The following is a 21,283-nucleotide window of genomic DNA, read 5'->3' as shown; positions in this document are numbered from 1 at the left end:
TCTATTTATTGCTCAAAATATAGCACATTAATGCTTAAGAAAACCTGAAGAGACTTAAACTACATCTAAAACTGCATTTAATAACTGCTGGGTATAAGGATGTTTAGGGTGTTTTAAAATATTTGCACAGTGTCCATATTCTACCGCTAAACCATCTTTCATTACTAAAACATCATCTGCAATATAGGACACAACCCCCATATTGTGCGTAATAAACAGATAGGAGATACCTGTTTCCTGTTGTAACTCCTTCAATAAATTCAGAATTTGAGCTTGTACAGACACATCCAAAGCACTGGTAGGCTCATCGCAAATCAATACATCAGGCTCTGTAGCCAAGGCCCTGGCAATACAGATACGCTGTCTCTGTCCTCCTGAAAACTGATGAGGATAACGGTGTAAACTGGTACTGGGTAAATTCACCTGATGAATCAATTGCTTTTGTCTTCGGATAATTAAAGAGGATTTCATACCCTGAGCATGCATGCCTTCGGCAATAATTTCACCAACAGTCATCCGCGGATTCATGGAAGAAAATGGATCCTGAAATATAATTTGTACTTTTTTTCTATAACGTCTTAATGCGCTGCCGCCCAGGGCAAGAACATCCATATCCTTGTAATTGATTTCTCCTCCAGCGACGGGTATCAAACGCAATAATGCACGGCTTGCAGTTGTTTTTCCGCAACCTGACTCTCCTACCAGTGCCAATGTTTTACCTTGTTGAAGTTTGAAACTGAGCCCATCAACAGCCTTAAACACTGTCTTATTTCGACTGAAGAGTCCTTTTCTATGAATAAATTGAACCGATAAATTATTCACTGCAAAAATAGTTTCAGCCTTTTCGTCTGAAACGTTCCAAATTATTCTGTCTTTTTCCAACTGGGGTAACTGTTTAAAATCAGGATACAAATGACATCTTAAAACTCGATGTTCAATTTCCTGTAATTGAGGTTCGTCATTACTGCATCGATCAAATGCGTAAATACAACGAGGATGAAATCTGCATCCGGAAGGCAAAGCATCCAAAGTTGGGACACTACCCGTAATAATGGATAATTTTTCCTCTCTTTTAGCAAATGAAGGTAAAGAAGCCATCAGTTGCTGAACATAAGGATGTCTTATTTGAGTAAAAAAATCAGTGACCCGAGCCTGTTCTACCACTTGCCCCGCATACATCACGCACACGCGATCAGCCATTGCCTTGGCCACTCCCAAGTCATGAGTAATTAATAACAAGCTCATCTGATGTTTCTTTTGTAACTTTTTTAATAAAGCCAAAATCTGGGCCTGTATGGTGACATCGAGGGCAGTAGTCGGCTCATCCGCGATTAAAATATCAGGGTTGCATGCCAAAGCCATGGCAATTACTACCCGCTGCTTTTGTCCACCTGATAATTGATGAGGATATTGATGAATTCGATTATGTGGTTGTGGCATTTCGACTTCAGTCAATAATGACATCAACGCTTCATTAACCTCATGAGATTTCAGATTATTATGTCTTATTAAAACCTCTGAAATCTGCTCCCCAATAGTCATTACTGGATTTAAAGCGGTCATCGGTTCCTGAAAAATCATGGCAAGTCGACGGCCTCTTAATTGCCTCATCATGTGTTCAGGCAAATTTAATATATCTTCACCATTGACACTAATCTGACTGTCTGCTCCATACACCCCCGACTTGGGTAAAAGACGCATTAAGGCCAATGAAGTGAGCGATTTACCGCATCCAGATTCTCCCAGTAACACCAGTGTTTCGCCCGGATTTAAATTGAAACTGACTTTATCCAGAGCCATGACTGTTTTGGCTGGGCTTTGAAAAGCAACTGTTAAGTGATTAATTTCAGCAGTATTTTGCATGGGACAAGTCACAAAGTCATAATCTTACACTGTACCAAGAGATCGGTTTAACTGGCAACTCAAGGGGCAAATCTAAAAGTAACTTTAGTTCATATCTCAATGACTTATAGTTATGTTCTGGTCTTTTTTTACCGGATAAGGCTAACACCAGGTCATCAATTTTAATAAAGAATCCAAAAAGCTATAATTAAAATATCCGTTTTTAATTTATATACACTATTTTCGCGATATACTATGCTTAATTAGTTTACAAAGGATAGAAGGTCATGCCGTCAGATCACCAGAACATAGTACTTCTTGGCGACTCAACCCTGGATAACATTGATTGGGTAGATAGTGAAGAGGATACCGTAGCAGGCAAATTAAAGCAGAAATTTCAGAAAACTGGCCAAATTATTGACCTATCCTGCGATGGATTTACAACACGGGATGTACTTTCAGGAGCGTTCAGAGACAAAGCGGTTCGTTCTCCATATCATCAACATACTCAATATTACCCATTGAGTGAACTGAAAAAAATAGACAATGCTTCTCATATTATCCTTAGTGTTGGCGGTAATGATTTAAGGGAAAACCTCATAGTTCTTGCCAATCAAAGTCCGGAAACCCGAAGAATACAATTAAAATCGATTATTACTGGAATTCAGCAGAGATATTTGGAAATTTTAAATAAATTAAAAACCATTCAGCCCAATGCCTCACCAATAATTATGCTCCAATATACACCAGATTCAACACAGGATTTATACGGTATCTATACCTTGATGAATTTATTACGAAATGATCAGTCGTTATCCTATATGAACATACTGAACTATTATTTATGGGGCAAATCCAATAAAGCGTCCCACAAAGCCGTTGATGAATTACATCATTTGATGCAAACAGTTTATGCGCCCATACTGAACTACGCTAAAGAACAGAACATCCCCATCATCGATATGGCAAGCTCTATGGATCACCGGGATACCCGTTATTACCGAAGTCAAATTGAGCCCAGCGCCAAAGGATCAGAAGTAATTGCCAATCTGATTTCCCATGTGGTCAAAAATCATGATTACTCCAATCCCTCATGCCTGTATTCCCAACCTACCGAACATCCTGGGAATATAGTTGTTCGTTCAAATCATGACTCATGGAAGCCCATGCGCTATTGCCCGGATTCAAAAGAAGAAGCGAAAGAAATCTTCCTCACTGAATATAAAAAACGGCTGGATAAAGATAATAAGGCATGGCTGGGTCTGTATTCTTTATTTGCTTACTCTCAAATTAAGAAAGATATGACCTTTGATCAAATAGTAACTCATGCTCAAAGCACAAATAATCGAAGCCGTGAAGTAATGCAAGAACTTGACTGGTTGGATGATCAGAATCAACTCGGTTTAAAATTTTCCTAAGGAAAGTTCAGAGGCAGGTCGTAATACACATGAAACAAACGAAGTATATCATGTATACTATGAGCATACCTCTGGATCAAAACCCCATCAAAATACAGCTTGGAACGAGTTCAAATCCGACAAACTCGTTCCATTTGCTCCGGTTCTTCCTGTACCTTCAGTTGGCCATTTAACATCGACAGCTTAAGATGGGGAGAGAGGTGTCTATTTCGCTCTTTTTGATGCTCATCTGCATCTGCTGCTTGTTCTAAAAACTTAATCCCACGATAAAACCGAGATTCGAGATCACCCTCTTTAATACCCAGAGTAACATGCCCATAGGCACGAGCCAATCCAATATTTGCCATACCCAGAAGGGTGTAATCTCTACTGATGCGACTCTTGATTTCTATCGCCTCGATGATAGAAATTAAATGATGAAAGTGGCTAATCGCCTTTATCACTTCTGTCCCATCTAGTTCTTTAACGTTAGCCAGTTGAGATATTCCATTCTGATACAACTCTTCCGCTTTAGCACGACTCATGGATATATCTTTCATAATAACCTCATATTTTTGTGCATATTGTAACTCAAAAGGTTACTTGGTAACAGTTTCATGCAACAAAGATTGAGCTATAAAGGAGAAGTTTATTCCATTTGTTTAATAGTACTCAGATTCGGAATTTTAACTTCTTTATAATTCATAAAGGTCATCATACCCGTAGCCTGATGATAGAGCATGTGACAATGTAACATCCAGTTGCCCGGATTATCCGTATCAAATTGTATTTTTACTGTTGATTTTGGTAAAACAAGTACGGTATCTCGCATGGCTCCATTCTTTAAGGACTTACCATCGATTTCGGTAACTTCAAACAGGTGGCCATGCAAATGCATGGGATGAGCCATTGATGTATTATTAATAAACACCATTTCCACCCGTTTATTGAGGGAAACCTCCAGTGGTTTTATATCCGGCCATGCCTGTTTATTCAATGTCCAGATGTACTTCACCATATCACCATCCAGTGTTACGGTAAGTATGAGTTCTGGAGTTTTAGGCAAAAGAGGCGAAACCGCCTCGAGCTTTAATTCCTGATCATAATTGAAAGCGCCGGATGCAGATGATGCCTGTTCTTTTGGCAGAACAATTTGAGCATTATCAGTGGCCAAAATAAGACCTGTTTGCATTGAAGTCCCTTCGCCTTGAGCCAAAATAGGGAATGCGCCTCCCTCATCAGGTATTTTAAGCATCAGATCAATGCGTTGTCCTACGGCAATTTGAAACTGTTTGTCTTCAAAGGGTTTAATATTCTGACCATCAACCGCAATTGCCTGGCCCGACAATGTGCCAGTATTGATATAAAAATTGGTCATTGAAGATCCGGCTATAATACGTAAGCGCACTGAATCACCGGGTTTTACATGCACGATTTCCGGGTTTTTCAGAGTTTTATAATTCGTAAGAAACGCATCATAAGTCACATCATTCAAATCAGGTTTTGAACCATCCATGCTTTTATCCATGGTATGCGACATAGTCATACTGTCCTGAGTCTTGTTCATAGGCATTTTAGTACCTTTTTTTAATGATGCTAAAATCATTTCAGGGCTTTTAAAGCTAAAATCTCCAACCATAAAAATGACATCCTTATCTGCTTTTTTCTCCTGTGGATCGAGCAGAATAAAGGGAGCTGATAAAAATTTTTGCTCTTGCAAATCATAATGCGAATGCATCCAGTAAGTCCCCGATTGTTTTAGTTTAAAACGATAATGATAGGATCCTCCTGCAGGAACTGGGGGTTGTGTTACGTAAGGAACGCCATCCTGATCATTAGGTACAATCAAACCATGCCAATGAATGACGGTAGGTTTATCGGAGGTATTTTTTACTATGGCATCAAACCATTGACCTTTTATCCCCTGAAATCCCCAGGTACCGTCAGGTTGTTCAATTCGAAATAACTCACTTGCCTTACCATTCACCTCAACAGGGTATTTCTTGATAATTAACTCAATGGGTTTATTTACTTCAGATGCTGTTAGCGGACATGCTGTTACAAGAAATAAACCACTTAACAAATAGATTAATTTATAGTTCAAGTTTTTTACTCCTGGCCTTGATTTAACCGGTTATTCTGACGGTCTCAAACAGCCTCTCGTCAACCGAACAACAGACATCGTTCGAAACTCGTTTTCATTATAGTAGATAAACGAGTTACCTGACTGGCTCATCACTTCTGAATAACTCGGGAAAACGTCATCCCCAATAGAGTGCAGGATGACGTTTTTCACAGAGTTTTTAAAACAACGAGTCAGTTTTTTTTTTCAATTTGAACCTATCCCACCCTGTTCACGAATGATGTATGCTAAAATAGTCCTAGTTTAAATTTGAGTGAATACCTATGTCTGAAAACTACACTGCGGAAGCGATTGAGGTCTTAAGTGGTCTTGAGCCTGTTCAACGACGTCCGGGTATGTATACCGACACAACACGTCCTAATCATTTGGCTCAGGAAGTCATCGATAATAGCGTGGATGAAGTACTTGCAGGCTTTGCCAGCCATATCACAGTCACACTTCATGAAGACGGCTCAGTTGAAGTCGAAGATAATGGACGAGGAATGCCTGTTGATCTGCATCCTCAATTGGGGCTCAGTGGTGTCGAAGTCATCATGACACGATTACATGCTGGCGGAAAATTCTCTGATAAAAACTACAGTTTTTCCGGTGGACTGCATGGAGTGGGGGTATCTGTTGTTAATGCATTATCCGAACGACTTGATGTAACCATTAAACGAAATGGAATTATCTATCAAATGTCTTTTGCCAATGGCGACAAAGTCTGTGAACTCAATGAAACAGGAGTAACTAAAAAAAGAGATACAGGTACCATTATCCGTTTCTGGCCCAATGCTAAATATTTTGACACGACTAAAATCTCTTTAAAACATCTTACTCATGTCTTAAGAGCAAAAGCGGTATTATGTACCGGCCTTTCCATGACCTTCATTAACAAGGCAACCAACGAAGAAACTCATTGGTGTTACGAACATGGATTAACCGATTACTTAAGCCAAACCTTGCCTGATGATTATTTACCCGAAGAACCCTTTGCAGGTGAATTTAAGAGCGATGAAGCAACTGTTGACTGGGCACTCGTCTGGTCAGATGCAGCTAACAGTACATTGAATGAGAGTTATGTAAATTTGATACCAACGGTTCAGGGCGGAACCCATGTGAATGGTTTGCGTTCCGGTTTATTTGATGCAATGGCCGAATTTTGTGAATTAAGAAATCTCTTGCCCCGTGGCGTAAAACTTACTGCAGATGATCTTTGGGAACCTTGCCAATACGTTTTGTCTGTCAAAATGAAAGAACCGCAGTTTGCAGGACAAACAAAAGAGCGATTAAGCTCTCGCCAAACGTCTGCTTTTGTTACCAACGTCATCAAAGATGCTTTTTCTCTCTGGCTGAATCAACATCGCAATCAGGGTGAGGCAATAGCAACTCTGGCAATAGAGCGCGCGCAAAAACGCTTGAAACAAGCCAAACAGGTTGCTAGAAAACGAGTCAGTCAGGGCCCTGCCCTGCCAGGAAAACTGGCGGATTGTTTGCAAACTGATTTGAGTCAGGCCGAGCTATTTTTAGTAGAAGGAGATTCGGCAGGTGGTTCAGCAAAACAGGCACGTAACAAAGATTTTCAAGCAATTTTACCGTTACGTGGAAAGATCCTGAATTCCTGGGAAGTAGATTCATCCCAAGTGTTGGCATCTCAGGAAATTCATGACATATCAGTCGCAATCGGCGTAGATCCCGGTTCTGATGATCTCAGCGGTCTTCGATATGGAAAATTATGTATTCTTGCTGACGCGGATTCTGATGGAGCTCATATTGCCACCTTAATATGCGCGCTGTTCCTGCGCCACTTCAAACCACTGGTTAAAGCCGGTCATGTTTTTGTTGCCATGCCCCCGCTTTATCGAATCGATTCAGGTAAAATTGTACATTATGCTTTGGATGACGAAGAGAAATCCCGAATTATCAATCATCTGAACCAAACGTCCAGGGCAAAAGTAAATGTCCAGCGATTTAAAGGACTGGGAGAAATGAACCCCATTCAATTAAGGGAAACGACGATGGATCCCAATACTCGTCGGCTGGTACAACTCACTCTGGATGACGAAGAGTCAACAGAAGCAGTAATGGATATGATGCTTAATAAAAAACGGGCTGGAGATAGAAAAATCTGGCTGGAAACTAAAGGTAACCTTGCCGAGATTTAGTGAAATCTAGCCCATACCCTACTTCACTCATTGACTTTTTGCATAGCCGTCAATAATGAGTCAAGGTGGGCTATGGGCTTTACACAACCTGAACCATCACCATTTCAACATAGGTATCAGATTGGAATAATCATCTGTCCATAAAAACTGATTATTGTCACTGACAAAACGCCAGCCAGTTCCCTTCATCAGTTGTAGGGCCAAAGGTTGATTCATGGTGAGCAAAGCCCACTCGGAATCAAACTGCCCCAGTTTGGGATCCCCTTTATGCACCAGATTAAGTAACATCATATCCAATGATCGACTTACTGAATTTACGACGGGAAGTAAGTGAAGATGTCGATTACTCAGGTTCACCAAAATCACCCCATCGTCCTTCAATTTCTTCTTATAGAGGGTAAACGCTTCAAGAGTCATTAAATGAACGGGAATTGCATCTGAATTAAAGGCATCCAGTATAATTAATTGCTGTGATCCATCAGGTATTTTATTCAATGCCAATCGACCATCATCTCTTATAATCTTTACTGAGGGCGAACAGTCACGCAGATAAGTAAATAATTTGGGATTTTCCGCCAAATCAATGACTTGCTGATCAATTTCAATCACCGTTAATTGATCTGTTTCTCTGAATTGACACACCATGGTTCCAGCACCTAATCCCAAGATGGTCACTGACATGGAATGAAATTCCTTTTGCATGTCTTCAACAACGGGTTTAATGGCACCGTAATATGCCCTAAAACCGCTAATCGGTTTCTTTTCTCCAAGCAATTGAAAACCATGCACTGTTGACTGACTGACCAATACATGAGTATTTTCTTTAACCAATACCTGTTTTACACCAAAGAAATTCCGTTGTTGCAATAAAATATTCTTATCAAAAAAAATAGGGGAATAGAGAAAGGCAAATAGAATAAACAAAGATAAAATGAGACTCACTTTACTTTTATAACCAACAACAATGACAATTAATGCCAGAATTGCAGTAACTTGAAAAGTTGAAAATCCAGCATACCAGTTGATTTGAGGTATAAAATAATGCAGTAACAGCAAACAGGTAACAACAAGCGGTACCCACCAGTCTTTTGAGTAATTGGACAAAGGAAGAACGAATAAACTTAATAAAATGGCTAATGGGTATTCATAAATTTGATTAAATAAATGAGCAGCGAGTATTCCATTGAACAGTCCTGCAAGCACACCGCCCAAAGCAAGACAAAAATAAAATAACGTCAGTAATTTCGCTTCGGGTCTTCGCTGAAATAATTGGCCATGACAGAGTAAAGCCAAAACAAAAAAACTGGCTAAATTAGCCAGTATAACCTGCCAGACATGCACCTGATTTGCTTTTAAAATATAACCAAGAATTGTAAACACCAGAAAAAAAATACAATTTCTCTTTATCCAATCATTGGATATCAAAGGTTTGGTTGTAAAAGTTACAACAAAGGTAAGCAAATACAAGGCTAAAGGCAGTACCCAAAATAAAGGAGTAGCCGCAACATCAGTAGAAATATATAAGGTAACACCTAACATCAGGCTGCATGGGATAAAACTTAAAAATACCCAGTACAACATGGATCGCCAGGGCAAGGCTTTTGTATCAGCACGTTGATGCTCTAATGGCTTATAACGAGCGCTGTATAGAACAAACAACAATAATAACAAGTAAGCCAGATATCCTATGCTCCAGAGATGAAATTGATGAGTGATCCCCCAAACTCTCTCGATAACCCAGGGATAAATAAGTAAGGTAATTAAACTGCCCAGATTACTTGCTATATACAGATAGTAAGGATCAGAAGCCCCTTTGCTGGAAGTTTGACTGTAAGCAAATTGTAATAAAGGCGCAGATGCCCCAATAATCAATAAAGGCAAGCCCAGTTGCGATAATAAATCATAGAGAATATCCCATTCTGGATACCCAGCCATTTCTGCAGGCTGAAACAGAAGTGGAATTGCGATGATACTCAACACAATCAGAACAGTATGAACCAAACGCCAGAGCAGTGATCTATTAAGAAAACTTAATAACCAGACATATCCATAGGATACAAGCAATATTCCCTGGAAAAAAAGCATACAAACAGTCCATACAGCCGGCGTCCCGCCATAAACCGGCAAAATGGTTTTCGCTACCATAGGCTGAATGCTAAATAAAAGAACTGCGCTAAGAAATAAACTCACCGGAAAAAGAAAACGTAACACGAAGCAATCCTTGGCTGACAACACGTGATTAAAAGAACAGAGTATAAAATTACAGCATACTCACTAATTAGCCATCTAGAGTGCCGAATGATTTAAATAGGTACATATCTCGACGTCCCGTGGCTTGACCACGGGATCCAGTGATGTCAAGAGATTCTTGGATCCCGTGGTCAAGCCACGGGACGTCGAAACTACGAGAAATGTATCTCTTTAAATCATTCGGCACTCTAAGTTCAATGACATATAATAGGGAATGTAGGGACTGGTTACAATAGTTTCAGGTTAATGGATTACGCGGAAGAAGAGTTCCTCCTTTGCGTAGGATGAGGTAGCATGTTTGCTAACAAATCGATTGATCAGTAATAAATACGCTATATAACCAACGAAGTATGAACTGATAACCATAATATTATAAAGAAGTAGCCTGTATTAGGCGCAGCCGTAATACAGGGATATAGAACCTCATTCATCCTGTATTACGGCTGCGCCTAATACAGGCTACAATCTAATACGGGTTATGATATTAATCACTTTCCCTGATAAATCAGTGAGGAGTTGGGGCCTCACTAAAAAATTACTTAATTATTTAGTATCAATTGAGGCCGTTAACATCCAATGTGCTTTTTGATGTGCCGCAATACGATCGCTTAATAAAGTTACCGTTCCCTCGTCATTATTATCCTGGGCAATTTTGATTGCCTGATTTAAATCATTGACTAAAGTACTGTTATCTTTGGCCAATTCGATAACCATCTGATTGGCACTCAAACTTGAATCACCATCTTTGATGGTTTTTAATCGATTAAATTCAGGAAAAGTAGCTGGAGCTTTATGCCCCATCATTAATATTCGCTCAGCAACCTGATCAACTGCTTCGGCTAATTCTTTATATTGCATTTCAAACAGCTCATGCAGACTTTTAAATTGAGGGCCTTTAACATGCCAGTGATAATTTTGAGTTTTAAGATATAAAGCATAGGTATCAGCCAGAGCCACTTCCAGTTTTTTAATCACGCTACTCATAATTTATCCCTTATTTATTATTCTGATACTAATAATAGTTTAAAATGACTTAAAAACAACCTGTATCAATCACATCCATAAAAATGGCACCTCCCCCCATTCCATTGTCACCATAAATAAGTCAACCGTAATGCATGCCCATAACCATAAAGGAAAATAATGGCTTCTGAAATGATTTAAGCAATCGGTGAATAATATAACCCTATGCAACGAAATGTCGGGCGAAGCGCCCGACCTACATTTATCATCGCTCCCAACGTAGGTCGGGCGCTTCGCCCGACGTTCTTTTGTCACCAAAACGATAAAAAAAAACCCGCCATAAGGCGGGTTTTTAAGAAAAGCAGGGAAGCTTACATCATGCCGCCCATGCCTCCCATACCGCCCATGCCGCCCATATCGCCAGCACCAGCACCTTCATCTTTCTTAGGTAAATCTGCAACCATGCACTCAGTTGTTAACATTAAGCTGGCTACAGAAGCTGCATTTTGTAATGCCATACGAGTAACTTTAGTTGGATCAAGAATACCCATCTCAACCATATCACCGTATTCACCAGTTGCTGCGTTGAATCCGTAGTTATCTTTATGTTCAGAAACCTTATTTACAACTACAGAAGACTCATAACCAGCGTTAGTTACGATCTGACGCATTGGAGATTCAATAGCACGACGCAGAATATTGATACCCATTGTTTGATCGTCGTTATCGCCTTTCAATGAATCCAGTGCTTTTTGAGCACGAATCAATGCAACACCACCACCAGCAACAATACCTTCTTCAACTGCAGCACGAGTAGCATGAAGAGCATCTTCTACACGAGCTTTCTTCTCTTTCATTTCTACTTCAGTAGCAGCACCTACTTTAATTACCGCAACACCACCAGCCAATTTAGCAACACGTTCTTGTAATTTCTCACGGTCGTAGTCAGAAGTAGTTTCTTCCATTTGAGCACGAATTTGAGTAATACGAGAATTGATCTCAGCAGCTTTACCTTCACCATCGATAATTGTTGTATTTTCTTTAGTAACAACAATCCGTTTAGCAGTACCCAGATCTTCCAAAGTAGCCGCTTCAAGGCTCTTGCCAATTTCTTCAGAAATAACTTGTCCGCTAGTTAAAATCGCGATGTCTTGTAACATTGCTTTACGACGATCACCAAAGCCAGGCGCTTTAACAGCACATACTTTAACAATACCACGCATGTTGTTAACTACCAGAGTTGCCAAAGCTTCGCCTTCAACATCTTCTGCAATAATCAATAATGGACGACCTGATTTAGCAACACCTTCAAGTACTGACAACATGTCACGGATGCTTGAAACTTTCTTGTCAACTAACAGAATAAATGGATGTTCCAGTTCACAAGTCATGTTTTGTTGATTGTTGATGAAGTAAGGAGAAATATAACCACGGTCAAATTGCATCCCTTCAACAACTGATAATTCATTTTCAAGACCATTGCCGTCTTCAACAGTGATCACACCTTCTTTACCTACTTTTTCCATTGCTTCAGCAATAATAGAACCAATAGCTTCGTCAGAGTTAGCTGAAATAGTACCAACTTGTGCGATTGCTTTAGTATCTTTGCAAGGCTTGGACATTGCTTGTAATTTTTTGGTAACAGCCAATACCGCTTTGTCGATACCGCGTTTCAGATCCATTGGATTCATGCCGGCAGCAACAGCTTTGTTCCCTTCAACAAGAATAGAACGAGCCAATACAGTAGCAGTTGTTGTACCATCACCAGCAGTATCAGAAGTTTTTGAAGCAACTTCTTTAACCATTTGAGCGCCCATGTTCATGAAGCGTTGTTCAAATTCAATTTCTTTAGCAACAGATACGCCATCTTTAGTGACAGTAGGTGCACCATAAGACTTTTCTAATACCACATTACGGCCACGTGGACCCATGGTCACTTGTACTGCATCAGCCAATGCATTAACACCAGCAAGCATTTGTAGGCGAGCATCGTCACCAAAACGTAATTCTTTAGCCATTACTCTATCTCCTTAAACAATTAGATTAGATTACTTCTCAATTACACCCATGATGTCGTCTTCACGCATCACAACTAATTCTTTGCCATCAATTTTAACTTCTGTACCAGAATACTTGCCAAACAGTACTACATCACCAATTTTAACTGCCAAAGCACGAACATCTCCATTATCCAGGACTTTGCCAGCACCAACGGCAATAATTTCACCGCGCATGGGTTTTTCAGTAGCGCTATCTGGAATAACAATACCACCTGCAGTGGTACGCTCTTCTTCCATACGACGAACAACTACGCGATCGTGTAGAGGACGAATTTTCATACTTTTATCTCCTGATTTTAATTAAACTATGATTCACGAGTATTGCCTGCCAACTGGCAAACAATCCTGATGACTGGCATATGGGGCCGAGAATAAAACTTTCAAGGGTTAAAACAAAAAATATTTTCGTTTTATCTGTACTGGCACTACAATGAGGACTAACCTTTTATGGCAACAAGGCAAAGCATGAAAAAATGGCTTTTATTATCAATACTTTACTTTATCACTTCGCTTACCAATGCTGAACCGCTTCCTGCTTCGGAAGTATTTCAAGTGAATGTAAATAAAGTCGATCCCAATACTTTTGTAATCCATTGGGAAATAAAACCGGATTATTTTTTATATGGCGACAGAATTAAATTAACAGAACAAGCAGACAGTAACATTCATCTTGGGACTTTGCGTTTTCCTCCTACAGTGAAAAAAACGGACAAACAGGGTCATACTTATAATGTATACAGGAACCAACTCTCTCTGCCAGTCGCAATTCTGGGTAAAGAGCCCGGAGAAACAATCCTGAATCTGCATTATCAGGGCTGTGCTGATGATGGGTTCTGCTATCCTCCAGAAGTAAAGCAGATCAAAGTTGCCATTGATGACACATTAGCGCTTTCGCTGGTTAATTTGGAGCAGTCATCAGTTGCTGCCAAAAGTACCTCAAAAGCACCGCTCAATGAAATCTCGCAAGTATTCGAAACCAATGGATGGATAACCATACTGTTTATTTTTTTTGGATTTGGCTTACTGCTTTCGTTTACCCCCTGTATTCTGCCAATGGTACCCGTATTATCAGGAATCATCATAGGTCATGGTAAAGACGTCACCACCAAAAAAGCATTTTTTCTCTCTTTAAGTTATGTCCTTAGTATGTCAATCACTTATGCTGTTGTCGGCGCGGTTGTAGCAAAATTAGGAGCCAATCTGCAAATCAGCATGCAATCTCCCTGGGCAATCAGCATATTCAGCCTGATTTTTATATTGCTGGCGTTATCAATGTTTGGATTCTATGAATTTAAACTTCCTGATTCCTGGCAGGCTAAAATAGCCGGTTCAAGCCGAAGTCAAAGAGGGGGGCACTATATAGGTGCCGCGATTATGGGCTGTCTTTCCACGCTGATCCTGTCCCCATGCGTTACAGCTCCTTTAATCGGTGTATTAACCTATATTGCCCAATCAGGTAATGTGCTTTTAGGATCACTTACCTTGTTTTTCTTAAGCCTGGGCATGGGAACACCATTGCTGCTCATTGGAACCTCAGCTGGAAGATGGTTACCAGAAACCGGAAGCTGGATGAATGCTGTTAAAGCATTTTTTGGCGTAATGCTCATAGCTGTAGCCATATATTTGATGGAGCGCATTTTACCCTCTGGATTGACTATGGGGCTCTGGGGTAGCTTACTGATATTCTCTGGTATTTACACTGGTGCTTTAACGCACTCCATTTCCAGTCGAGAAAAGTTTTGTCAAGGTGCAGGAATCATCATGTTAGGCTATGGCTTACTGATTTTGATAGGAGCCAGCATGGGGTCAACTAATCCTTTACAGCCTTTGGCAAATCTGCAGGCTGCTACAGTAACCCCCGATCAACACGCAATGAATCAACCCAAAACTCTGGCAGCCATTAAGCGAGAAATTGAACAGGCAAAAGGAACTCCCGTCATGCTCGATTTCTATGCGGATTGGTGTGCCTCCTGCAAGATTATGGAAGCAACTACCTTTCAGGATCCTAACGTCCTTGAGGCATTAAATCACTTTAAAATCATTAAAATTGACGTTACTGCGAATGATGCGGAAAACAAAGCCATAATGAATGAGTATAAAGTAGTTGCTCCACCTACTTTTGTATTTTTTAATTCACAAGGTAAAGAGCTTAACGAATTTAAACTGGTTGGTGAAAGCTCTGCAACTGAATTTTTACACAATTTAAATCAGATAAATCAAGACTCCTGAAAGAACATTCAACTTGTTCACAACCTGCACTCCGGTCTTAAGCCAACATGAGCCCGGAGTTAAGGTTGGCCTCCGCCCATATAAGCAAGCCAGACTAAAATATCAGACCTCTTGCCTTAAGATAAAATCTACAGGTTATGCAAGAGAGCTGTTATATAATCCTTGGCATAAATTATGCAGAGCAAGGATTATCTTTATATCGAGGGACTATTCATGAATGCCTTTAAATCGGATTTAATCGCAGGATTTAGTGTGTTTTTACTTGCTCTGCCTCTGTGTCTTGGAATCGCTTTAGCCAGTCAATTTCCTCCAAGTGCCGGAATTTTAACAGCAATATTAGGCGGAATAATAACGTCCTTTTTCGGAGGCGCCAAATTAACCATTAAAGGACCTGCTGCCGGATTGATCGTGATCGTCCTGGGTTCAGTAATGGAGCTTGGGCAGGGGGATTTATTTCTCGGTTATAAGCGTACCTTAGCAATTGGCGTCATTGCAGCACTCCTGCAAATCATCATTGCCTTAAGGAAAAAAGCCGTCATAGCAGAAATCATGCCTCCTTCAGTCATTCATGGCATGCTTGCAGCTATAGGCGTCATCATTATTGCCAAACAGTCCTATGTCCTTATTGGTGAGCATCCCAACAACGCCACAATCTTTGGGTTATTGGAACAATTACCAATGCAATTAGGTAACTCGAACCCCATTATTCTATGCATCGGGATTATTGCTCTGAGTATTGTATTATTCTGGCCCAAACTAAAAAAATTAAGTTTCATTCCGTCATCCATAGTAGTCGTCGCAATAACGATCCCAATGTCCCTGTATTTCGATATAAAAGACACGCACACTTATCATTTATTTTATAACGACTACATTCTGGATCACAGTCAGCTGGTAACCTTGCCCAATCATCTGTTGCAGGCTATAAACTTTCCTGATTTTTCGTATTTGTTTACCCTGGCCAGCGCAAAATACATCATCATGTTTACGTTGGTAGGCTCCATTGAATCCTTACTCACCGTATGCGCCATTGACTCGATCACCAAACCCGAAAAACCAGCAGATCTTAATAAAGATTTATTGGGTATAGGGGTTGCCAATTTATGTTCTTCATTAATAGGCGGCTTGCCCATGATTGCCGAAATTGTTCGCAGCAAGGCCAATGTGGAATATGGAGCAAAAACCATCAGAGCCAATTTTTTTCATGGCGTATTTATGCTGATTGCGGCTGTCGCTTTGACTCAATACATTAACCTGATCCCTTTATCCGCATTAGCCGCTTTATTGATTTTTGTGGGGTGTAAACTGGCCTCACCCAAAGCGTTTATTCATGCCTATCAAATCGGACGCGATCAATTTCTTCTGTTCATCACCACCTTCATGGTTACCTTGATGACTGATTTATTGACTGGCGTTTTGGCTGGTATCTGTTTAAAATTATTTTTCCATCTGATACGTGGAAACAGTTTAAGTACTCTTTTTAGACCCGAAGTAAGCATAGTACACTCTTCTGATGCAACAACTATCAATGTATCTGGTCCTTTAACCTTTGTGGCCTATCTCAAATTAAAACGTCTGATTGGACAGGCAGCTTCGAATAATAATCCAGTCATTGTTGATTTGAGTAACAGCAATTTTGTTGATCATACCATCATGACAAAATTGTACGCATTAAGAGAATTATCAGATGATACGTTGTTAAAAATATCCGGAGTCGGTCATTTAAGACCCCTCTATGATCATGAGCTTTCAACCAGGATGTATTGGGGTTAACATGAGAATTACACAAGAACTACTGATTGAATCAATCAATCAGGCTATGGAACATATACCCGAACAAGGACCTCTTGAGTACTTTGTTCACCATAATACCATTCATCATTACCAGCATTTGGAGTTTTGTGACGCAGTAAAAAAAGCAGCTCTTGATTATCAATGCAATGCATTCATGCCAGAGGAGTTTTACTGGCAAGAGTATGCCAATAGGGGCATTAACAAATCAGATCTCTTTTACGAGATTGACTCCTACATCAAAAAACATCATCTCCAAATCCCCAATCATATTCTGTATCGATTGTTAATCCAGAGTGAAACTGCCAATCACTACCTGGATAAACAGGAATGCGAGTCCGTTAGAAATTATTTCATACAAACCAAAAAATATTTTTATCATTATGCGCTGCGCGAAGAATCAGGTATAGACATAGATCATTTTATTGCGCCCCACTTATTAAAATTCATGGCGACTTATTTCGATTTTGGTTCAGCCTATTGGTCAATGACGAACAAAAAAGAGGGAATGTGGGCAGCGTTTCGCTCTCTTTATGATTCTACCTCAATCGTTGATTCGGCATTTTTAAAATCATTAGGTCAACAAATAAATAACTATGGCGCGATGAGTCCTTCATTAATTCTGTTAGATCTTCTTAAAAAGTTACAAATCAATGCCGATGATCTGCCGGATTATCTTTTTGATTTAGCCTATCGATTTAAAGGATGGTCCGGTATGATTAAAAGTTTGAAGCATCATCCGGACTGGATAAAAGTTGAAGACATTAAACCCTGTTTTATAGAACTCATGACCATCATCATGCTCTGTGAATGGACCGCTATTAAAACCATCACAACAAACTTGCCGACTGTACCAAAATACGACTCAAGTTACCTTCACTCAGAACAGTTTATTCACCATTTTTTCAACAAGCTCTTTAAGCATCCGGAACTGCAATCCGCTTTTATTCAAGCCCTGCCGTTTCTGGATGATAAATCACGACAAGAGATTCTACATCGATCATTTGAACGGACTTTCTATAATAATTTCTTTAATGCATACGTCACTCAATCACCGGCACCAACTGCAGCAAAACCAGAGTATCAGGTCATTTGCTGTCTTGATGAACGCGAAGAGTCATTCAGACGATACCTGGAACGAGATCCAACATGTGAAACATTTGGCCATGCAGGTCATTTCGGCTTAAATATCAAATTTAAAGGCTATTTTGATAAGCATACCAGAGCGCTTTGTCCTGTAAATGCCACGCCTGAATATCTAATCACCGAAAATGGGGAAGTTAATAATCAGATAGGCCTTAAATCCTTATTTTTATGGGGAGAACTATTATGGCTTTCCGTCTTAAGTTCCAAAACCATTCTTCGCAGTTCCGTAGATACTTTTTTAGGTTGCTTTCTCAAAGTAATACCCTTTAGTCTGGATATCATATCCCCTCGATTGACCGCAAAAGTAAAACACTCCTGCTCCAAATTAATTAATAATACAGTACATACTGAACTGGTGTACAAAAAAGAGGAATGGCCCTCTGGAATGGATTTACAAGCACGAATCAACCTAGCCTATAACTTATTAGCAACGATAGGTTTGACTCAAAATTTTGGCACCTACGTCATCATTATGGGACATGGATCGTCCAGTTTGAATAATCCCCACGAAGCGGCTTATGATTGCGGCGCCTGCGGAGGTGGTCGTGGTGGCGCCAATTCTCGCCTAATGGCCCTGTTATTAAATGAACCGGCTGTGAGAGAACAGCTCAAAGCAAAAGCTATTGCCATCCCGGAACATACCCAATTTATTGGCGCTTATCATAATACCTGCAGTGATGATATTACTTACTATGACATTCCACTGGAATTGCGATCTGAATTCAAAACCATCCAGACCCGAATCAAAGGAGCCGGTCAATTAAATGCCAAAGAACGATGCAGGCGTTTTTCATCAGTACCTTTTGGCAAATCACCCGCCTATTATCACCGTAAAGTACAAGAACGCTCTATAGATTTACGCCAACCCAGACCAGAGTATGGTCATTCAACCAATGCCTTATGTATTATTGGACCAAGAAGCTACTCCAAAAATCTGTTTCTGGACAGACGTTCATTTCTTATTTCCTACGATCCGGGTCAAGATCAGGATGGAGTCATCCTGAATAAAATTCTTAATACTGCCGGCCCGGTTTGTGCCGGTATAAATCTCGAATATTATTTTAGCTACATCGATAATGAAACCTATGGCTGCGGCACTAAACTGCCTCATAATGTCACCTCATTAATCGGTGTCATGAATGGGTATCAGAGTGACTTACAAAATGGATTATCCAGCCAAATGATAGAAATTCATCAACCCATCAGATTATGTATTCTGGTCATCTGTTCGTTATCAATATTAAAAAACGCACTAAAAAAACCTGGTGAATTCACTGAGTTGGCGAATAATAACTGGATTAAACTATCAGTACATAATACAGAAGATGATCACGTGTACCTCTATGAGGACGGACTATTTGAACCCATCAAAAATTCAAACTTCCCTCCTACCTATTTTCATCAGGATGAGGATGTATTTAATCATGCAAACCATCTTAGCTTTGGACATCTTACATCATGAATAAATTTTTATCCGAGTATTTTTTTTATTATTTTACTGTATCTTCCTTATTACGTTTTTTCCTGGTCCTGATATTTAGCGGCCAAACACCTATTACCTTAGGCGAAAAAAGAGTGAGAATGGTGGTAACCTCGGGTATTATCCTCGATGGAATTCATGTGTTGTTCATTCTCCTCCTGAACCAACATCTCTCTCAAATCACGATCAATGATTTTTTATATTTTTCAGACAGTTTTAAAATTATCTGGAATCCCTATTCCACCGCATTTTTTATTTTTTGTATCAGTCTGATTTCATTAATTGCACGATTTTCTTCTTTTTATCTGCATAGAGATCATTATTTTTATAAATTCTTTTCTCTGCTCTTTATACTCGAACTGGCAGTATCGCTTCTGGTATTAACCAGCAGTTCTGAAAGTATCTTTATTGGATGGGAGTTATTGGGTTTATCATCAGTGTTACTGATTGCCTTTTACGAACACCGTATGTCGGTATTAAAAAACTCTCTGATTATTCTGGTCATTTATAAAATTGCTGATGTAATTTTTTATACTGCGCTTATTTCTTCAGCCTATTTTGGCAGTCATATCTATACTCAAATTGACAATCCAGTCGCTGAGCTTTTTATTCTCATCGCCTGTTTAATTAAATCCAGTATTTTTCCCTGGATTTGGTTACCCAGAGCAATGGAAGGCCCTACCCCATCAAGCGCCATCTTTTATGGAGGGATAGCAACTCATATTCCCATGTTTATATTTTTAAATATCAGCATGAATCATCCGAATACCAACCCGATGTTCACTGTCATGTCTATAGGATTTATTCTTGTGGCAACAGTAATAACCAGTCTCATGAGTAAACAGGCAACTGATGCAAAAAATGCGATCGCTTATGCGTCCATCACCCAATTGGGAATCATCTATATTGAAATTCTGATGGGCTTTTATACTTTGGCATTAATCCACGGAATAGTGAATGGAATATACCGCTCCTTTGAATTTCTCAAATCGCCATCGCTCATTTATCAACGCCATACCATTGAAAAGCGGCGAGAACATCTTAAACACCGATCGCTTACTGACTCCCTGATTCCGCAAAAAATGCGCGATTATTTATATAAATTGGCATACCATGAATTTTTTATTCCACGAATGATCATCCACGGTATTGAATTTTTCCTGGGTTTGCAAAACTCAAGAACCAAAACCAATACGATTAAAAACTACTTAATGATCTGCCTTGCCATGTTTTTTATCTTTGAACTCTGCATTTATTACTTATTGCATATCAAGGTAGGATTTTTGGATGAAAGCCTGCTGCTGCTTGGATTAAGTTTTAACTTCATTGCGACATTGTACAAATACAAACCAGGACATTTTTTTATAGTCATTATGGCTTCCACCCTAACTGTGTTTACCTTATTGTTTGAACACATTCATCAAATCACGTTGCATCTCGAGTGGATATTCCTCATCATTCTGGCTTATTTTATATTTGATTTGTTGACCAAAGGCATCACGGTTTATAAACCAATCAATTTCACCGGGCGCTTTTTTAAATCGACAAAAACTAACATCATTATCTTAATTACGGGAATTTCGGTCATCGGTATCCCAGGACTTACCTCTTATATTATTTGGGAACGGTTAGAACATGAATTATTACCCTACTACCCTAATCTCATCATGGAAGGTTTTTTCATTTTGGCGCTTAACACGGTTTTATTTTTTAGATTCTATTACGCCAACTTTCTAGGCAAACGAATGCAAACCACTCATTATGAAGCAATTAAAAGAGTATAGGACTTGCAAAAACCAGTTTGCAACGGATTAGACCGCTTAAGTGAACCATTCCTT

At 39.6% G+C, this 21,283-nt stretch carries 13 protein-coding genes; 6 read left to right on the top strand and 7 right to left on the bottom strand.

The genetic code is table 11. From position 1 onward, the window contains the following. Positions 1–54: 54 nt before the first annotated feature. On the bottom strand, positions 55–1,863 hold the full coding sequence (locus tag Lqua_RS13120; protein ID WP_058474726.1) for an ABC transporter ATP-binding protein: 1,809 nt from the start codon (positions 1,861–1,863) through the stop codon (positions 55–57). Between the two features lie 266 nt (positions 1,864–2,129). On the opposite strand from Lqua_RS13120, the gene Lqua_RS13115 reads away from it, so the two are divergent. Next, the gene (locus tag Lqua_RS13115; RefSeq protein WP_058474725.1) at positions 2,130–3,260 is read left to right on the top strand and encodes an SGNH/GDSL hydrolase family protein; all 1,131 of its coding nucleotides are present in this window, start codon (positions 2,130–2,132) and stop codon (positions 3,258–3,260) included. A 110-nt stretch (positions 3,261–3,370) separates the two neighbouring features. Here Lqua_RS13115 and Lqua_RS13110 read toward each other — a convergent pair whose 3' ends face one another. Together Lqua_RS13110 and Lqua_RS13105 are read right to left on the bottom strand one after the other, a co-directional pair. After that, the gene (locus tag Lqua_RS13110; protein ID WP_058474724.1) at positions 3,371–3,799 is read right to left on the bottom strand and encodes a hypothetical protein; all 429 of its coding nucleotides are present in this window, start codon (positions 3,797–3,799) and stop codon (positions 3,371–3,373) included. A gap of 89 nt (positions 3,800–3,888) precedes the next feature. Next, complete coding sequence (locus tag Lqua_RS13105) at positions 3,889–5,343, bottom strand: multicopper oxidase family protein (protein ID WP_058474723.1); 1,455 nt, start codon at positions 5,341–5,343, stop codon at positions 3,889–3,891. Between the two features lie 302 nt (positions 5,344–5,645). Between Lqua_RS13105 and parE the strand changes: the two genes are divergently transcribed. Further along, on the top strand, positions 5,646–7,526 hold the full coding sequence (parE, locus tag Lqua_RS13100) for a DNA topoisomerase IV subunit B (RefSeq protein ID WP_058474722.1): 1,881 nt from the start codon (positions 5,646–5,648) through the stop codon (positions 7,524–7,526). 96 nt (positions 7,527–7,622) lie between these two features. On the opposite strand, the gene Lqua_RS13095 is transcribed toward parE, so the two are convergent. The 4 genes from Lqua_RS13095 to groES all read right to left on the bottom strand — a co-directional run bounded on the left by Lqua_RS13095 (position 7,623) and on the right by groES (position 13,078). Next, complete coding sequence (locus tag Lqua_RS13095) at positions 7,623–9,737, bottom strand: fused MFS/spermidine synthase (protein WP_058474721.1); 2,115 nt, start codon at positions 9,735–9,737, stop codon at positions 7,623–7,625. Between the two features lie 582 nt (positions 9,738–10,319). Continuing rightward, positions 10,320–10,760 carry a Dps family protein gene (locus Lqua_RS13090; protein WP_058474720.1) on the bottom strand — a complete coding sequence of 147 codons (441 nt, stop codon included), beginning with the start codon at positions 10,758–10,760 and terminating at the stop codon, positions 10,320–10,322. 350 nt (positions 10,761–11,110) lie between these two features. Then, on the bottom strand, positions 11,111–12,757 hold the full coding sequence (groL, locus tag Lqua_RS13085) for a chaperonin GroEL (RefSeq protein ID WP_058474719.1): 1,647 nt from the start codon (positions 12,755–12,757) through the stop codon (positions 11,111–11,113). Positions 12,758–12,787: 30 nt separating this feature from the next. Further along, positions 12,788–13,078: a co-chaperone GroES gene (gene groES, locus Lqua_RS13080; RefSeq protein ID WP_058474718.1), complete on the bottom strand. Its 291-nt coding sequence runs from the start codon at positions 13,076–13,078 to the stop codon at positions 12,788–12,790. Positions 13,079–13,264: 186 nt separating this feature from the next. Between groES and dsbD the strand changes: the two genes are divergently transcribed. The 4 genes from dsbD (at position 13,265) to Lqua_RS13060 (ending at position 21,229) form a co-directional block, all read left to right on the top strand. After that, positions 13,265–15,028, top strand: a complete 1,764-nt coding sequence (gene dsbD / locus Lqua_RS13075) for a protein-disulfide reductase DsbD (RefSeq protein WP_058474747.1) — start codon at positions 13,265–13,267, stop codon at positions 15,026–15,028. 213 nt (positions 15,029–15,241) lie between these two features. Then, entirely contained in the window at positions 15,242–16,801 is a 1,560-nt protein-coding gene (locus tag Lqua_RS13070) for a SulP family inorganic anion transporter (RefSeq protein WP_058474717.1), read from the top strand. A gap of 1 nt (position 16,802) precedes the next feature. Beyond that, positions 16,803–19,427, top strand: coding sequence for a putative inorganic carbon transporter subunit DabA (locus Lqua_RS13065; protein ID WP_058474716.1), 2,625 nt, complete (start codon positions 16,803–16,805; stop codon positions 19,425–19,427). Then, the gene (locus Lqua_RS13060) at positions 19,424–21,229 is read left to right on the top strand and encodes a proton-conducting transporter transmembrane domain-containing protein (RefSeq protein WP_058474715.1); all 1,806 of its coding nucleotides are present in this window, start codon (positions 19,424–19,426) and stop codon (positions 21,227–21,229) included. Before Lqua_RS13065 ends, Lqua_RS13060 begins: the two co-directional genes overlap by 4 nt. The last annotated feature ends 54 nt before the right edge of the window (positions 21,230–21,283 follow it).

The organism is Legionella quateirensis (genome assembly GCF_001467955.1).
Lineage (GTDB): Bacteria > Pseudomonadota > Gammaproteobacteria > Legionellales > Legionellaceae > Legionella > Legionella quateirensis.
Note: the sequence above shows the minus strand (reverse complement) of the source record. Positions and strands in the feature narration are given on the sequence as shown.